General features: G+C 66.2%; 15 protein-coding genes. 12 read left to right on the top strand and 3 right to left on the bottom strand.

The features are described from left to right. The 3 genes from MKK51_RS08905 to MKK51_RS08895 form a co-directional block, all read right to left on the bottom strand. A complete protein-coding gene (locus MKK51_RS08905; RefSeq protein WP_243976463.1) occupies positions 1-1,560 on the bottom strand; it encodes a formate dehydrogenase beta subunit in 1,560 nt (519 codons plus the stop codon). Next, on the bottom strand, positions 1,557-2,030 hold the full coding sequence (locus MKK51_RS08900; RefSeq protein WP_018044994.1) for a formate dehydrogenase subunit gamma: 474 nt from the start codon (positions 2,028-2,030) through the stop codon (positions 1,557-1,559). Before MKK51_RS08900 ends, MKK51_RS08905 begins: the two co-directional genes overlap by 4 nt. Before the next feature lie 150 nt (positions 2,031-2,180). Continuing rightward, a complete protein-coding gene (locus MKK51_RS08895) occupies positions 2,181-3,089 on the bottom strand; it encodes a LysR family transcriptional regulator (RefSeq protein ID WP_243976461.1) in 909 nt (302 codons plus the stop codon). Positions 3,090-3,500: 411 nt separating this feature from the next. On the opposite strand from MKK51_RS08895, the gene coxB reads away from it, so the two are divergent. The 12 genes from coxB (at position 3,501) to MKK51_RS08835 (ending at position 15,230) form a co-directional block, all read left to right on the top strand. After that, the gene (gene coxB, locus MKK51_RS08890) at positions 3,501-4,352 is read left to right on the top strand and encodes a cytochrome c oxidase subunit II (protein ID WP_243976459.1); all 852 of its coding nucleotides are present in this window, start codon (positions 3,501-3,503) and stop codon (positions 4,350-4,352) included. Positions 4,353-4,459: 107 nt separating this feature from the next. Further along, complete coding sequence (gene ctaD / locus MKK51_RS08885; RefSeq protein ID WP_018044997.1) at positions 4,460-6,088, top strand: cytochrome c oxidase subunit I; 1,629 nt, start codon at positions 4,460-4,462, stop codon at positions 6,086-6,088. Between the two features lie 198 nt (positions 6,089-6,286). Then, positions 6,287-7,249 carry a heme o synthase gene (locus tag MKK51_RS08880; protein ID WP_243976457.1) on the top strand — a complete coding sequence of 321 codons (963 nt, stop codon included), beginning with the start codon at positions 6,287-6,289 and terminating at the stop codon, positions 7,247-7,249. A gap of 5 nt (positions 7,250-7,254) precedes the next feature. Then, positions 7,255-7,419, top strand: coding sequence for a hypothetical protein (locus tag MKK51_RS08875; RefSeq protein WP_162238932.1), 165 nt, complete (start codon positions 7,255-7,257; stop codon positions 7,417-7,419). Between the two features lie 43 nt (positions 7,420-7,462). Beyond that, positions 7,463-8,077 carry a cytochrome c oxidase assembly protein gene (locus MKK51_RS08870; protein ID WP_243976455.1) on the top strand — a complete coding sequence of 205 codons (615 nt, stop codon included), beginning with the start codon at positions 7,463-7,465 and terminating at the stop codon, positions 8,075-8,077. A 164-nt stretch (positions 8,078-8,241) separates the two neighbouring features. Continuing rightward, positions 8,242-9,093 carry a cytochrome c oxidase subunit 3 gene (locus MKK51_RS08865; protein ID WP_243976453.1) on the top strand — a complete coding sequence of 284 codons (852 nt, stop codon included), beginning with the start codon at positions 8,242-8,244 and terminating at the stop codon, positions 9,091-9,093. Positions 9,094-9,231: 138 nt separating this feature from the next. Then, positions 9,232-9,603, top strand: a complete 372-nt coding sequence (locus MKK51_RS08860) for a DUF983 domain-containing protein (RefSeq protein WP_243976780.1) — start codon at positions 9,232-9,234, stop codon at positions 9,601-9,603. Continuing rightward, positions 9,603-10,376 (top strand): SURF1 family protein, encoded by a 774-nt coding sequence (locus MKK51_RS08855; protein ID WP_243976451.1) that lies wholly within the window; start codon positions 9,603-9,605, stop codon positions 10,374-10,376. Before MKK51_RS08860 ends, MKK51_RS08855 begins: the two co-directional genes overlap by 1 nt. Positions 10,377-10,472: 96 nt before the next feature. Further along, entirely contained in the window at positions 10,473-10,907 is a 435-nt protein-coding gene (locus MKK51_RS08850; RefSeq protein ID WP_243976449.1) for a DUF4864 domain-containing protein, read from the top strand. Between the two features lie 142 nt (positions 10,908-11,049). After that, positions 11,050-12,384, top strand: coding sequence for a glycosyltransferase (locus MKK51_RS08845; RefSeq protein ID WP_243976448.1), 1,335 nt, complete (start codon positions 11,050-11,052; stop codon positions 12,382-12,384). A 131-nt stretch (positions 12,385-12,515) separates the two neighbouring features. Continuing rightward, positions 12,516-13,928, top strand: coding sequence for a threonine synthase (gene thrC / locus MKK51_RS08840; protein WP_243976446.1), 1,413 nt, complete (start codon positions 12,516-12,518; stop codon positions 13,926-13,928). Positions 13,929-13,934: 6 nt separating this feature from the next. Beyond that, positions 13,935-15,230, top strand: a complete 1,296-nt coding sequence (locus MKK51_RS08835) for a M16 family metallopeptidase (protein WP_243976445.1) — start codon at positions 13,935-13,937, stop codon at positions 15,228-15,230. The last annotated feature ends 363 nt before the right edge of the window (positions 15,231-15,593 follow it).

Genomic DNA, 15,593 nt, shown 5'->3' with positions numbered 1-15,593 from the left:
TTATTCAGCGGCCACGGACATCGGTCCGCGCTGCTGGAAATCCTCGGGGAAATGGGTGATCGCGCTCATGACGGGCATCGGTGTGAGCCCGCCCATGGCGCAGAGCGACCCATCGGTCATGACGTCGCAAAGGTCGGCCACGACGGCGAGATTCTCGGTGGGACGGATGCCGGCGATAACCTTGTCCATGGTCTCGACGCCGCGCGTCGCACCGATACGACAGGGGGTGCACTTGCCGCAGGATTCCACCGCGCAGAACTCGAAGGCGAAGCGGGCCTGCTTGGCCATGTCCACGGTGTCGTCGAACACCACGATGCCGCCATGGCCGACGAGGCCCTTCTTGGCGGCCATGGCCTCGTAATCGAGGGGCGTGTCGAGGAGATGATCGGGGAAGTAGGCCCCGAGCGGGCCGCCGACCTGCACGGCGCGGACGGGACGGCCGCTCTGGGTGCCGCCGCCGAAATCCTCGATGATCTCGCGCAGGGTGATGCCGAAGGCGAACTCGATCAGGCCGCCATGCTTGATGTTGCCGGCGAGCTGGATCGCCAGGGTGCCGAGCGAGCGGCCCATTCCGTAATCGGCATAGGCCTTGGCGCCGTGCTCCAGGATATAGGGCACGGCGGTGAAGGTCATCACGTTGTTGACCAGGGTCGGCTGGCCGAGGAAGCCCTTCAACGCCGGGATCGGCGGCTTGGCGCGGACGATGCCGCGACGGCCCTCCAGGCTCTCCAGCAGCGAGGTCTCCTCGCCGCAGATATAGGCGCCGGCGCCGAGGCGGACTTCGAGGTGGAAGGCCTTGCCCGAGCCCGCCACGTTCGCGCCGAGATAGCCGGCGGCGTTGGCGTTGACGATGGCTTCCTTCAGCGTCGCGAAGGCCTGCGGATATTCCGAGCGCAGGTAGATGTAGCCCCGCGTGGCGCCCGTCGCGATACCGGCGATGGTCATACCCTCGATGAGGTTGAAGGGGTCGCCCTCCATCATCATCCGGTCGGCGAAGGTGCCGGAATCGCCCTCGTCGGCGTTGCAGACGACGTATTTCTGCTCGGACTGGGCGAGCATCACCGTGTTCCACTTGATGCCGGCCGGGAAGCCGGCGCCGCCGCGACCGCGCAGACCGGAATCGCGCACCTGCGCGACGATGCCGGCGGCATCGAGCTTCAGAGCGGCGTCCAGGCCGTTATAGCCGCCATGCGCCCGGTAATCCTCCACCGAGACGGGATCGACCACGCCGCAGCGATGGAAGGTGAGGCGCTGCTGACGGGCGAAATAGGGCATGTCCTCGGGCTTGCCGAGGCGAAGGGCATGCTCGCCGCCGTTCACGAGGCCGGCGTCGAGGAGGCTGTCGACATCGCCGGGCGTGACGGGCCCGTAGGCGATGCGGCCCTCCGGGGTCGCGACCTCGACCATGGGCTCCAGCCACAGCATCCCGCGCGAACCCGTGCGGACGATGGTGATGTCGAGGCCGCGGCGCTCGGCACCGGCGAAGATCGCGCGGGCGACGCGGTTGGCGCCGAGACCGAGGGCGACGGCGTCGCGCGGGACATAGATGGTGATGCTCACGACTTCATCTCCGTGAGGGCCGATTCCAGGGAATCGGCGGTGAGGCGCGCCAGCGGCTCGTCGTCGACCAGGGCGCCGGGGCCGTTGGCACAGAGGCCGAGGCAGTAGACCGGCTCCACGGTGATCTGACCGTCCGGCGTCGTCCCGTGCCAATCGATCCCGAGGCGGGCGAGGATGTCCGCGTGAAGCGCGTCCGACCCCATGGCCTGACAGGCCTCGGCCCGGCACAGCTTCACCTGATGCTTGCCCGAGGGGGCGCGGCGGAAGTCGTGATAGAAGGTGATGCAGCCGTGGACCTCGGCTCGGGACAGGTTCAGCGCATCCGCGATCAGTGGCACCGCGCCCTCGTCCACGTAGCCGAAAGTCTCCTGCAAGGCGTGGAGAATGGGGAGCGTGGCGCCTTCGAGATGCGTATGGTCGGCGATGATGCCGGCCGCACGCTGTGCGCTCCAGGGCTCGTGCTGCAGCATTGTTCCTACCCAGTGACCTTGTTGTCGTTCCAAGGTGGTATATCTCCGACCGTGAATCAATCGCGCGGTTCGGTCGGACGACAATGCTTTTTTGTTATAATTCTATTGTGCAGTGCAAAATATCAGTGTGACGAGCCAGTTGGGCGGCTGTCAGAGCGAAGCTATGTCGTCGGCGACGGTCGGGGCGATCGCCTGGGCCTCGACGATGAGAGCGGCACAGAGAGGCGTCATGGGGTCCCGTTCCGGCACCACGAGGCCGATCATGTGGCTCACGTCGGGCTCCCCGATCGGGACTGAGCGCACACGCTCGCTCAGGCGGAAGCTGTCCGCGAGGACCGCGGGCATCACGCTCGCCCATTTCGCGGTCCTGACATGGGTGAGCAGAACGATCATCGAGTTCGACTGAAGCAGGGGCGCGGCGTCCCGCCCGGCATTGTGGAGGTGACCGTCGATGATGCGGCGGTTCTGCATGTCCGGCGTGAGCAGGCACAGGGGCAGGCGCCCGACCTCCTCCCAGCTCACCGAATCCCTCTTGCCGTAGACGCCGTCGATGGCGGTGAGCAGGCGGTAGCGCTCACGGTAGAGCGGTACGGCGATGACTTTCCCGAGGGGCTCGTTCTCGAGATAGGTGATCCCGGCATCGATCTCGTGGTCGGCGATCAGACGGCCGATCTCGCCGGACGTCGTCGAGTGGACGGAGAACCGCACGTCGGGGTGGCGGGCGCGGAAGGGCGTGGTCAACGAGGCGACGATGGGCGTCGCGGTGGGAACCGCGGCGAGCCGCAGGGTGCCGGACAGCCCCCGGCGCAAATTGGCGACTTCCTCCCGCATGGCGCGCGCGTCGCCGACGATCCGGCGGGCCCAATCGAGGACGCGCTCGCCTTCGGGCGTGAAGCCCTGGAAGCGCGATCCGCGCTCCACCAGCAGGACACCGAGCCGTTCCTCGAGCTGCTTCACCCCGGCCGAGAGGGTTTGTTGCGACACGTTGCAGAATTGCGCCGCCCGGCCGAAATGCCGCTCGCGGGCCAGGGCAAGGAGAAATTCGAGACGCTCGATCACCGCCGGGACCTCATCGCATTCATGCCCGACTTCGCTTCTCGGAATGGACGCCCGCATGTCTCGCGTGGGGCCGGCCCCTCTCCATAGCGGGGACGGCGCTATACTGGCGAGGGGTTCGGCCCCGAAGACGCCGGTAAGACAAATTTAAGTTTGCCGCCGAGCAAAATCGCCTTGAACCCCCGTGGTCATTCGAGCCCGGCCGAGCCTGGACTACGGGGAAAGCCACATCCATGCGACGCTGTTGCGGTTGCGCCGCCGACCTCCATGTGGTCTGACACCGGCAATGCCGGCCCGGATTTCCTGATCGAGGCTTGCCTTTCCCGTTGAGCAAGGACTTGCGCGCGACGTCAAAAGTCGCAAGACGCTGCGGGACGACGTAGAACGATACCAATGGGGAGCCACGAGAGGCACATGCGGACCACGCAGGCGCAACACCGGTCATCATGGGGACTTGCTGCGGGCGCTCTTGCTGCGCTCGGCACCACCCTCGTTTCCACAGCCGCTCTGGCGGCCGGCATCGGCCAGCCCGAGCCGTGGCAGATGGACCGTCAGGTCGCCGTCACGGAGAACGCGCGGGACATCCACACGTTCGAGCAGGGGATGCACTGGCTCTCCTTCGGCATCTCGGCCTTCGTGCTGGGGCTGATCGTCTACTGCATCTTCAAGTTCAACGCGAAGGCGAACCCGGTCCCCTCCAAGACCACCCACAATACCATGATCGAAGTGGCCTGGACCATCGTCCCGGTTCTGATCCTGGTGGCGGTTGCCATCCCCTCGTTCCGCCTGCTGCGCACCCAGCTCTCGGACCCGAAGGCCGATGTCATCGTCAAGGTGATCGGCCATGCCTGGTACTGGTCCTACGAGTACCCGGCCGTGGAGAATGGCGGCGGCTTCACCTTCGACGCCAACATCGACGAAGACAAGCAGCCCAAGCTGCTGGGCACCGACAACGACATGGTCGTTCCGGTGAACAAGATCGTGAAGATCCAGGTGACCGCCGCCGACGTGCTGCATTCCTGGGCGATGCCGTCCTTCGGCTTCAAGATCGACGCGATCCCCGGCCGCCTGAACCAGTTCTGGTTCAAGGCCGAGCGCGAGGGCACCTATCACGGCCAGTGCTCGGAGCTCTGCGGCGCCCGCCACGCCTACATGCCCATCACGGTGCAGGTGGTGAGCGACGAGGCCTATGCCACCTGGCTCGCCGAGGGGAAGACCAAGTTCGCCCGCCTCGACGACGGTTCGAAGTTCGCGGAAGCCAAGTAACGGCTTTTTCCGGCGCCGCCCGACGGCACCGGCTGGACCGGCCCTTCATTGGGTCGGTCCATTCGCAAATCGAGAGATTTAGAGAAACCTGAACAGGGTCTGCAACGATGGCAACCGCCACAGCACAATCAGGGCATCACGACGCCCACGCCTCCCATACGCCGTCCTTCTTCGCCCGTTGGTTCCTGTCGACCAACCATAAGGACATCGGCACCCTCTACCTCCTGTTCGCGTTCTGCGCGGGCATCATCGGCGCGTTCCTCTCCTTCGGCATCCGCATGGAGATGGAAGAGCCCGGCCTGCAGTACTTCTCGAATCCCGGCACCTACAACGTGTTCGTGACCGGCCACGGTCTCATCATGGTGTTCTTCATGGTGATGCCGGCGCTCATCGGCGGCTTCGGCAACTGGTTCGTCCCGCTCATGATCGGCGCGCCCGACATGGCGTTCCCGCGCATGAACAACATCTCGTTCTGGCTTACCGTCGCCGGCTTCGCGAGCCTCGTCTGCTCGCTGTTCGTCGAAGGCGCGCCCGGAACCACCGGTGCCGGCACGGGCTGGACCGTCTACCCGCCGCTCTCCACCTCCGGCCATCCCGGCCCGTCCGTGGACTTCGCGATCTTCGCCCTCCACCTCTCGGGGGCCGGCTCGATCCTCGGCGCCATCAACTTCATCACCACGATCCTGAACATGCGCGCCCCGGGCATGACCCTGCACAAGATGCCGCTGTTCGCCTGGGCCGAGCTGGTGACCGCGTTCCTGCTGCTCCTGTCGCTCCCGGTCCTCGCCGGCGCGATCACGATGCTGCTCACGGACCGCAACTTCGGCACGACCTTCTTCGACCCGGCCGGCGGTGGTGATCCGGTGCTCTACCAGCACCTGTTCTGGTTCTTCGGCCACCCCGAAGTCTACATCATGATCCTGCCGGCCTTCGGCATCGTCTCCCACATCATCTCGACCTTCTCGCGCAAGCCCGTCTTCGGCTACCTCGCCATGGCCTACGCCATGGTCGCCATCGGCGTCGTCGGCTTCGTCGTGTGGGCGCACCACATGTACACGGTGGGCCTGTCGCTTCAGACGCAATCCTACTTCGTCTTCGCCACCATGGTCATCGCGGTGCCCACCGGCGTGAAGATCTTCTCGTGGATCGCCACGATGTGGGGCGGCTCGATCCGCTTCACGGCGGCCATGCACTGGGCGGTCGGCTTCATCTTCCTGTTCACGGTCGGCGGCGTCACCGGTGTCGTGCTGGCGAACTCGGCGGTCGATAAGTACCTGCACGACACCTATTACGTCGTCGCCCACTTCCACTACGTGCTGTCGCTCGGCGCCGTGTTCATCATCTTCGCCGGCGTCTACTACTGGTTCCCGAAGATGACCGGCTACGTCATCCCGGAATGGGCCGGCAAGCTGCACTTCTGGCTGGCCTTCATCGGTGCGAACGTCCTGTTCTTCCCGATGCACTTCCTCGGTCTCGCCGGCATGCCGCGTCGCTACGCCGACTACCCGGAAGCCTTCGCCGGATGGCACAAGGTCTCCACCTGGGGCGGGCACATCTTCGCGCTGGGCATGGTGGTGTTCTTCATCGGCGTCGTCCTCGCCTTCCGGTCCAAGGTCCGCGCCGCCGACAATCCCTGGGGCGAAGGCGCCACCACCCTCGAGTGGACGCTCTCCTCGCCGCCGCCCTTCCACCAGTTCGAGACGCTGCCGACCATCGTCGACGACCACGGTCACTGAGACGCTGCCGTCTCCACGATCGCGATCGGCCTCGAAATTGCGATTGTTCTAAAACGACACTAGGGATTGCGAGGATCGCGCGAGCGGTCCTCGCTCTTTACCGGATGCCCCTCGTCATCGAGCGACATCCCGCAAAGGGCGGCGCCAAGGACGGCGTAATCCGAATTCCGGCCATACCGACAACAGTATCGGGACCCCATGACGAGCCTGTCGAACAGCGTCTCCGCTGCCGCCGAGCCGCACGATTTCGCGCCGACCCCGATGATGGTCGGCGGTGAGGTCGCGGATTTCTTCGCACTGCTGAAGCCGCGCGTGATGGTGCTGGTGATCTTCACCGCCCTCGTCGGCATGGTGGTCTCGCACGTTCACATCCAGCCCGTCGTCGGCGTGATCTCGCTCTTGATGATCGCGGTGGGCGCCGGCGCCTCGGGCTGCCTCAACATGTGGTGGGATGCCGACATCGACGCGGTCATGACCCGCACCGCGACCCGCCCGATTCCTGGCGGCCGCATCCAGCCCGGCGAGGCCCTGGCCTTCGGCATCGTCCTGTCGGTGGGCTCGGTGCTGGTGCTCGGCCTCGCCTCGAACTGGCTCGCCGCCGCGCTGCTGGCCTTCACGATCGTCTTCTACGCCGTGGTCTATTCCATGTGGCTGAAGCGGGCGACGCCGCAGAACATCGTCATCGGCGGCGCCGCAGGCGCCCTGCCCCCGATGATCGGCCAGGCCGCCGTGTCGGGATCGGTGGGCATCGAATCGACGATCCTGTTCCTCATCATATTCATCTGGACGCCGCCGCATTTCTGGGCGCTGGCCCTGATCAAAGCCGGCGAATACGCCAAGGCCGGCATCCCGATGATGCCCAACGTCGCCGGGCCGCAATCGACCCGCCGCCAGATCATCTACTACTCGATCGTCCTGTTCCCGGTGGGCCTCGCGCCGGTCTTCCTCGGTTTCGGCGGTTGGCTCTACGGCGTCACCGCCTTCATCGGCGGCCTCGGGATGCTGGCCTTCAGCGTCCACGTCTACCGCAACCGCGAGGGCGAGGCGGAACGCAAGGCCGCCCTCGGCATGTTCGGCTTCTCGATCCTCTACCTGTTCCTCCTGTTCTCGGCGGTCCTGGCCGAGCAGGGGCTCGGGCTCTTCCGCGCGGTGCTCGCGTGACCTCGATGCCGGAGAAATCCACGCCGCCGCGGCGCCTGACGCCCGAGGAGCAGCAGCGCCAGCGCAGGCGCTCCATCGCCATCGCCACGGTGCTGTTCGTCCTCGTGGCGATCTTCTACGCCCTGACCATCGCCAAGCTCGGACCGCAGATCCTCAACCGCCCCCTGTGACCCGAGCGACCGGACCGTTCAGCGAAAAGAGTCGGACGTCATCATGACCGACATGCCCCCGAAGCGAAGCAGCACCCCCAACCGCAAGGCGTCGGTCACGGCCCTCGCCTGCGCGGGTCTGGCTTTGGGCATGGTCGGCCTCGCCTTCGCGTCGGCCCCGCTCTACGACATGTTCTGCAAGGCCACGGGCTATGACGGGACGCCTCGGGTCGGGCTCGCCCCGACGCAGGTGGCGCTGGACGACAGCATGGTGGTCCATTTCGACACCAACGTCGCCTCGACCCTGCCCTGGCGCTTCGTCGCCGAGTCTCCGAAAATCGAGGCGCGTCTCGGCGAGACGAAGACCGTGTTCTTCCGCGTTAAGAATACCGGCACGACCCCCTCCACGGGGATCGCGACCTACAATGTCCAGCCGGGTCTGATGGGCAGCTTCTTCGTGAAGATCCAGTGCTTCTGCTTCAACGAGCAGACGCTGCAGCCCGGCGAGACGATGGATTTTCCGGTGGTGTTCTACATCGACCCGGCCGTGCGCGCCGATTCGAACACCGCTCATCTGCAGGAGATGACGCTCTCCTACACCTACTTCGCGTCGAAGAACGGCCAGCCCTCGGCCGCTCTCGCGACGACGGACGGCAGGGGTGCGAAAACCAATTTTTGAGGCCGTCGGATAATTTGGCGGGACGCGTTTTCAACGCGCCAGATTTTTGAGGTCTCAAGCGTGACAACACTGCGCCGTCCCGATTAAGGGTTCCGGTGTAGCCGAACGTTCAGAAGGTCAGAGCCGTTCGCGGCATTGGGCCCGGGGTGAGGAGAAGAGTTCAGATGGCCGAGGCGCACGCCAAGAATCACGATTTCCATATCTTGAGCCCGAGCCCGTGGCCGCTCTTGGGTGCCTTCTCCGGCTTCCTCATGGCGTTCGGCGCCGTGTTCTGGATGAAGAGCCTGCAGATCGGCACGCTCACCCCCGGTCCCTACATCTTCGGTGCCGGCACGATCGGCGTGCTCTACGTCATGTTCTCCTGGTGGCGCGACGTCGTGCACGAGGCCAATGCCGGCGATCACACCCGCGTCGTCCAGCTTCACCACCGCTACGGCATGATCATGTTCATCGCCTCCGAGGTGATGTTCTTTGCCGCCTGGTTCTGGGCCTATTTCGAGGCGGCGCTCTACACCGCCGACCCGATCCAGACCACCCGCCTGGATTTCACCGGGGGTACCTGGCCGCCGAAGGGCATCGAGGCGTTCGATCCCTGGCACCTGCCGCTCCTCAACACGCTGATCCTGCTCACCTCCGGCACGACGATCACCTGGGCCCACCACGCCCTGCTGCACAACGACCGCAAGGGCCTGAAATATGGCCTGTGGCTGACGATCATCCTCGGTGTGCTGTTCACGGCCTGCCAGGCCTACGAGTACAGCCACGCGCATTTCGGCTTCTCGGGCAGCATCTACTCCGCGACCTTCTTCATGGCGACTGGGTTCCACGGCGCGCACGTGATCATCGGCACGATCTTCCTCGCGATCTGCCTCTACCGCGTCTATCTCGGCCAGTTCACGGTCCAGCAGCATCTCGGCTTCGAGTTCGCCGCCTGGTACTGGCACTTCGTCGATGTGGTCTGGCTGTTCCTCTTCGCTTCGATCTACGTCTGGGGCGCCGGCACCGCCGCTCACTGACACAAGTCATGCCCCATGGGGGCGAAGCGACACAGGTATGAGAATGAGGGCGGCGCGAGCCGCCCTTTTTCGTGTCATGACACGTCCGGAATCCCATATGGGACGGAGGGCGGATTTACCTGCCGCCGTGGAGCAAGCATCGTGAATCATCCTCGGCCGCTACCGCCGGCAGTTCCCACCGGGTTGCGCTGCCGCTGCCCCCGCTGCGGCAAGGGCGCGATGTTCGACGGCTTCCTCACGTTCCGGCCGTCCTGCGAAGTCTGCGGCCTCGACTATTCGAACTTCAATTCCGGCGATGGCCCGGCCTTCTTCGTCATGTCCATCGTCGGCATCGTCGTCGTCGGCTTGGCCCTGTGGCTGGAGATCACCTTCGAGCCGCCGATCTGGGTCCACGCCCTCGTGGCCATCACCCTGTCGGTGGGGCTGAGTTTGGCTCTCGTGCGCCCCCTCAAGGGCATGCTGGCAGCGCTCCAGTTCGCCAACAAGGCCGAGGAGGGGCGCTTTCGCTGATGCCGAGGCCTGTTCGTCCGGATGCCGTGCGGTCGCTGGCCGCGCCCGCCCTCGCTTCTCTGATCTGTCTTGCCATCCTGCTGAGCCTCGGCGTGTGGCAGTTGCAGCGCAAGGGGGAGAAGGAGGCCCTGATCGGCCGCATCGTCGCCCGCTCGCGCGCCGAGCCTCCTGCCCCTCTCCCCGCCCGTGGGGATTGGAACCCCGCGCGGGACGAGTTCGAGCGCGTGCGCGTGACCGGCACGCTGTTGAACGACCAGGAGACCCTCGTCCATGGTCTCGCGGCGGGTGCCGTACCGGGCAAGGCGCTCCAGGGCTTCTACGTCCTGACACCGCTGAAGCGGGACGACGGCAGCCTCGTCCTCGTCAACCGGGGCTTCGTACCCACCGAACTGAAGGATGCGGCGCGGCGTGAGGCGGGACAGGTGGCGGGATCGGTCACGATCACCGGCATGCTGCGCGGTCCGGAGATACGGACCATGTTCGTGCCGGCGCCGGAGCCCGCCAAGGGCGAATGGTTTCATCGTGACATCGACGGGATCGCCGCCGCGAAGGGCATCACCGTGATGCCGTATCTCATCGAGGCGGATGCGACGCCGAACCCTGGCGGCTGGCCCAAGGGCGGACAGCTTCGCGTCGACCTTCCCAACAATCACATGCAATACGCCTTCACGTGGTTCGGCATCGCCGCCTGCCTCGTCGGCGTCTTCGGTGTGTTCGCGTGGAAACGTTTGTCGGAAGATCGGCACGGCGCCGCAGGCAACCCGGCCGCGTAGCTTCGCTCGACGGGGCCAAGGATATGGACCCGCTCTTGCCGGCCGGACGCATCGCCCTATCCTGCGTCCGGTCGCCCCCATAGCGGAGTGTGGTCCATGCGCCCCATCTTCTCCCTGCTGACCGCCTGTCTCTGTCTGATCGCGATCCAGTGGGTCTCGCCGGCCCATGCCGCCGATGAGGCTGCGAAGCTCGAAGCCAGGGCGACGGTGGAGCGGCAGATCGAGGCGTTCCGCAAGGACGACGCGGCCACTGCCTATGCCCAGGCCGCCCCGTCGATCCAGGGGATGTTCGCCTCACCGGACACGTTCATCGAGATGGTCCGGAAGGGATACGGTGCGGTTTACCGCGCCCGCAGCTTCAGCATCGATCGCGTGGAGGAGAGCGGCGAGGACGGGCTCACCCTGGGCATGACGCTTCAGGACGAGAACGGCATCGACTGGATGGCGCTCTACAGCCTCGAGAAGCAGAGCGACGGCGCCTGGCGGATCAATGGCTGCCGCCTCGTCAAGGCAGCGGGCACCGCCACTTAGGATCCCGGGCGGCAACTCCCCCTCCCGAGCCGCGGACGAGGCGTGATTGGCTCAGAATTCCCGGACCTCTCCTACGCCGAAGGATGCGCGACGCCGCGTTCGCCGATAAGGCACTCGCTGAGGGACAGGGTACGAGGGTGGAATGAACGAAACGCAGCCGGCGGATCCGTATTGGGCGGCCCTTCTCGCTTTCCTCGATGAGGATCGTGCGCTTCTTTCCGCCACGGCGGCACCGGACGGACTTCAGGAATTTCGCCCGGACCTGATCGCTTTCTCTGACATCGACGATATTTCCTCCGTCCGGCAGGTGGTTTGCCACAAGGGCCTGATCGAGCAGATTCCGGTCCGTCTTCTCGCCGCCAGTTTCGGAAGGGCCAAACTCACCTTCTCGAACGAGGTCTTCGTCGTCTTCCGTCTGGAACAGAGTCAATCCGATCACGTGAGATCGTTCGAGATCGATCTCACCAACCACCTCTCCCAATCCGATCTCGACGCCGGACGGCCATCGTCCCGGCGCTCGGAGATAACCCGGCCCCTCCTGCGGCGTCCGGTGCGGTCTACGAGTCTGGGAGCGTCACCGCGCGTCGTCGCGGCCCTGCAATCGCCCACGCTCCTCAACAACTGGGCATCCGCCGGAGGGTGGAGCCTGGAAACGGCCAAGCTCGGCGACCATGACGGCCTGGCGGAAACGGCCCTGCTTGAGGTACCGTCCTGGGACGGGAGCGACACCGACGTCGCTGCGGTCCTGGTGACGACGCCGTTGCAGTTGGAAGAGGCCAGGAAGCATTTCCCCCGGGCCGCCATTGTCTGGATCATCCACAACGGACGCGCGGGCCTTCTCCCGCCGAAGCTGATCGACGAGGTGGACGGCGTCATCACCTTGTCCCGCAAGGTCCTGGCCCTTCAGCGAACCCATCATCCGGCTCTGCTGCACAAACCGTCCTGGGTGATCGGCCCCTGGTACGAGGCCGAGCGGCGCTACCGTTGGAGCGCGAACCGTGCCTGGACGATGAAGTCGCGGCCGAGCACGCGCGATCGCTACGATCTGGCGCTGACTCACCAAGTCATCGAACTGGCAAAACAGCGATCGGTCGACATCGTCATGTACGGGCAGGAGACGGCGGGGGGCTTTCTCGACTCACGTGCCAAGTACGACTTGCAGGGTGCGTGTTCGTGCTACGTCAGTCCGCTGCCTCCCTGGGCCGGGTTTGGCCTCGCGCAGCACGAGTGCCTGTCGGCGGGCGTTCCGCTGGCGGGGCTGATCTGGGGCGATCTGGAGGAGGAGCTTCCGGCGTCCTATCCCGCTCTGACCGAGACGCTGGACGATCTGGTCGAGGCGGTCGAGCGCCTCTGCACTGAGCAATCCTTCGCCGAGGCGCTTTCGGAGGCGGGGCTGGCTTACATCGCTCAGCACCGGACGAAGACTCAGACGGAACGGTCGATCCAACGGTTTCTCGGCGAGGTCAGGACGTCCTGATTGAGCCCGAATGACGGGGCCCACGTCGCGTGCGTCGCGGGCCGGCGGTCCCTCGTCGCGCGGGCGGCGATCTCCCGCTTTCGACAGCGCCATCCACTTCGTGTAGACCGGCCCCCTTCCCGGAGGCCCCTTTGCTACACGTTTCGACCCGCGGCGCCGCGGCGCCCCTCAGCTTTTCCGATGCTCTCCTCGCCGGCCTCGCCCGCGACGGCGGCCTGTACCTGCCCGAGAGCTGGCCGCAGATTTCCCGTGACGCGATCGCCGGGCTCGCCGGACAGCGCTACGCCGACGCGGCCAAGCTCGTCCTGCGTCCGCTGATCGACGGCGAGATTGCCGATGCCGATCTCGACCGGATGATCGAGGATTCCTACGCCACCTTCCGCCACCCGGCGGTGTGCCCGCTGGTGCAACTCGACGACAACCTGTTCCTGCTGGAGCTTTTCCACGGTCCGACGCTGGCGTTCAAGGACGTGGCGATGCAGCTCCTCGGGCGGCTGATGGACCACGTCCTGCGGTCGCGCCGCTCCCGCGCCACCATCGTCGGCGCCACCTCGGGTGATACCGGCAGCGCCGCCGTCGAGGCGTTCCGAGGGCTAGATCAGGTCGACATCTTCATCCTGTTCCCGCATGGCCGCGTCTCCGAGGTCCAGCGGCGCCAGATGACCTCGGTGGGCGCGGACAACGTCCACGCCATCGCCATCGACGGCAATTTCGACGATTGCCAGAACATCGTCAAAGCTTTGTTCCAGCACGCGGATTTCGCCGACGAGCTGCGGCTTTCCGGCGTCAACTCGATCAACTGGGCGCGGGTCGCCGCGCAGGCGGTGTATTACTTCACCAGTGCCGTGGCCCTGGGCGCGCCGCACCGCCCGGTCTCCTTCGCGGTACCGACGGGCAATTTCGGCGACATCCTCGCCGGATGGGTCGCCAAGCGCATGGGCCTGCCCATCGAGCGCCTGATGATAGGCACCAACGCCAACGACATCCTGGCCCGTACCCTGGAGCACGGCGCCTACGAGGTTCGTGGCGTCCAGCCGACCACGTCGCCGTCCATGGACATCCAGATCTCCTCGAATTTCGAGCGCCTGCTGTTCGAGGCCCTGGGCCGCGACGCGTCGAGCCTTTCGCGGCTGATGGCCGGGCTCAAGCAATCGGGCGGCTTCCATCTCGACGAGGCGGTGCTCAAGACCGTCCGCGACGAGTTCGACGCTGCGTCCGTTCCGGAGGAAGCCGTCGTCGCCGAGATCGCGCGGGTCCACCGGGAGATCGGCATGGTCATCGACCCGCATACCGCCATCGGCGTCCATGCCGGCCGGCGACTTCTGGAGAAGGACGCCAGGACCCCCGTCGTCGCCCTCGCCACCGCCCATCCGGCGAAGTTTCCGGATGCGGTCGCTCAGGCGACGGGCGGCCTTCGTCCGGTCCTGCCGCCGCACCTCGCCGATCTGCTGGATCGCAAGGAGCGTTTCACCCGCGTCGCCAACGACCAGGCGGCCGTGGAAGCTTTCATCCGCGCACATTCACGTATCACGGCGGGGAACTGAGAACCCATGAACCAGCATTTCGCGACCCATGGTGCGTCTCCCGGCCTGAAGGTGTCCCGCCTCTCCAACGGCATCACCGTCACCACGGAGACGATGCCCGGCGTCGCCACCGCGACCCTCGGCGTCTGGGTCGGGGCCGGATCGCGCCACGAGCGGCCCGACGAGGGCGGCCTCAGCCACCTCATCGAGCACATGGCGTTCAAGGGAACCGAGACCCGCTCGGCCCGCCGGATCGCCGAGGACATCGAGAATGTCGGCGGCGACATCAACGCCGCCACCAGCGCTGAGGGCACCAGCTACACGGCGCGCGTCCTCGGCGAGGATGCCGGCGTCGCCCTGGACGTCATCGGCGACATCCTCACCCGCTCGGTCTTCGATGCGGGCGAACTCGCCCGCGAGAAGGGCGTGATCCTGCAGGAATACGCCGCCATCGAGGATACGCCCGACGACGTGGTCTACGAGGCCTTCACCGCGGCGGCGTTTCCGGACCAGCCGATCGGCCGTCCGATCATCGGCACGCCGCAGACCATCGCCAGCTTCGACCGCGACGCGATCGAGGCCTATCTCGCCCGCGAATACACCCCGGACCGCATCGTCGTCGCTGCGGCGGGCGCCATCTCGCACGAGGCCATCGTCGAGGCGGCGGAGCACCATTTCGGCGGAATGCCGGCGACGGTCGCCCCGGAGATGGTGCCCGGCACCTATGTCGGCGGCGAGAAGCGGATTCAGAAGAAGCTCGAACAGGCCAATCTCGTGCTGGGCCTGCCCGGCCTCTCCTTTCGCGACGAAGGCTACTATGCCCTGCACATGTTCGCGCAGGTGCTCGGCGGCGGTCTCACCTCGCGGCTCTGGCACGAGGTGCGCGAGACCCGCGGCCTCGCCTATGAAATCCAGGCGTTCCACTGGTCCTTCGTCGATTGCGGCCTGTTCGGCATCGGCGCCGGCACCTCCGGCTCGGATCTCGCCGAACTCGTCGACGTGACGCTGGCCGCCACGGCCAAGGCGGCCCGCGACGCCGATTCCGTCGAGGTCGCCCGCGCCAAGGCGCAGGTGAAGGTGGCGCTCCTCTCGGCCCTGGAGACCCCCGGCGGCCGGATCGAGCGCAATGCCCGACAGATGCTCGCCTGGGGCCGGGTGATCCCGCCGCAGGAGGTCATCGCCAAGATCGATGCCGTCACCGTGGATGATGTCAGGGCGGCGGGATTGCGCCTGCTCTCGGGCGCCCCGACCCTCGCGGCGATCGGACCGATCAAGAAACTGCCGTCCCTCGAGAAGATGAGGGGCGTGCTCCAGGCGCATTGAGGGCCTGTCCCGGTCCGGCGACCTGGCGATGACCGTCAGGTGCCGGACCTTGGGTCGGGCGCCCGGAGCTTCTGCGTGGGTCTGATTCCATACGGGCGATGGCCGCCCCCGGCAGCGTTCCCCGTCCCGGATCCCTGGCTCAAAAGCTCGTCCGGCTTGTTTTGGCCGCAAAGGGACGCGATCGAACCCTTCTCGGCGCTACGCCAAGAAGCAGTGGGTGCCGCGACGTTGGGCAGACCGCTCGCCTTGTCCGTGGACCCTCCCGCCGGTACGACTGGGCCACAAGCTGAGCCGTATTCCTCGTCAGTGCCCGCCCGGCCGGAACACTCGCCCGTTGCGCAGATCCCTCTTCGTCCTCACCGC

This window comes from Methylobacterium sp. E-045 (genome assembly GCF_022829685.1).
GTDB lineage: Bacteria > Pseudomonadota > Alphaproteobacteria > Rhizobiales > Beijerinckiaceae > Methylobacterium.
Note: the sequence above shows the minus strand (reverse complement) of the source record. Positions and strands in the feature narration are given on the sequence as shown.